Raw genomic sequence first — 1,255 nt, 5'->3', positions numbered from 1 at the left:
CCTGGTGGACCTGCGCAATATCTACGACCCCGAAGACATGAATGAGCGCGGCTTCCACTATGTCAGCGTGGGGCGGTAAGTCATGAGCACGCCCATTCTTGTCACCGGCGCCGCGGGCTTCATCGGCATGCACGTCGCCCAACGCCTGCTCGAACGCGGTGAGCGCGTTGTTGGCGTTGACAACTTCAACGACTACTACGATCCGGCGCTGAAAGAGGCGCGCGCCTCGCATCTGGCCCAGCATACGGCCTTCGAGATGGTGCGCGGAGATATTGCCGACCATGAGATGATCGGCGCGCTCGTGAAGCACCACGGCATCAAGCGCATCGTCCACCTCGCCGCCCAGGCGGGCGTGCGCTATTCGCTGGAAAACCCGTTCGCCTATGAGCGCTCCAATCTGGGCGGGCATCTGTCGCTTCTGGAAGCGGCGCGCCATAACGGCGTCACCCACATGGTCTACGCTTCCTCGAGCTCGGTCTATGGCGATCGCCCGCTTGACGGCAAGGGCTTCAGCGAGAACGACCCCACCGTCAGCCCGGTCTCGCTCTACGCGGCCACCAAGCGCTCGTGCGAGCTCTTGAGCCAGAGCTACGCCCATCTGTACGGCTTCCCCCAATCGGGCCTGCGCTTCTTCACGGTCTATGGCCCCTGGGGCCGGCCGGACATGGCGTATTTCAAGTTCAGCCAGATGATGGCGCGCGGGGAGTCCATCGAGGTCTATGGCGAGGGCAAGATGGCGCGCGACTTCACCTATATCGACGACATCGTCGACGGCGTGATCGGCGTTCTGGACAACCCGCCGGCCCAGGGCGGGCACGAAGTCTACAATATCGGCGACAGCCATCCGGTCGGCCTGATGGACATGATATCCACGCTGGAAAGCGCGCTCGGCCTGACCGCAGACAAGATCATGCGCCCCATGCAGCCGGGCGATGTGACCGCCAGCTATGCCGACGTTTCAAAGCTGAACGCCCTGACCGGCTACAAGCCCAAAGTCATGCTGGCCGAAGGCCTTGAGCGCTTTGCGCACTGGTGGAAAGACTTTTACGGCCATTAGCGCACCCCGCCGCCCGGGCCGAACCTGACCCGGCCCGGACGCCCGTGCCTGCGGTCCGGCCGCGCCGCGACGCCACGCCCGCTTATCCGCAGCCCCGTAAGCCGGGGCTAGCCTTTCAGCCCCTGATCCGAGCTGAAAGGCCAAGCATGACCCAAGCTGTTACCGCCCAACGCGCCGCCGCCGCCACCGACCCGCTGC

The 1,255-nt window shown here is 64.6% G+C and carries 1 protein-coding gene; it reads left to right on the top strand.

Annotated features, from left to right (window positions below):
• Positions 1 to 82 precede the first annotated feature (82 nt).
• Entirely contained in the window at positions 83 to 1,057 is a 975-nt protein-coding gene (locus RBA95_RS14485) for an SDR family NAD(P)-dependent oxidoreductase (protein WP_306017587.1), read from the top strand.
• Positions 1,058 to 1,255: the final 198 nt, after the last annotated feature.

Source organism: Oceanicaulis sp. MMSF_3324, from assembly GCF_030733545.1.
GTDB lineage: Bacteria > Pseudomonadota > Alphaproteobacteria > Caulobacterales > Maricaulaceae > Oceanicaulis.
Note: the sequence above shows the minus strand (reverse complement) of the source record. Positions and strands in the feature narration are given on the sequence as shown.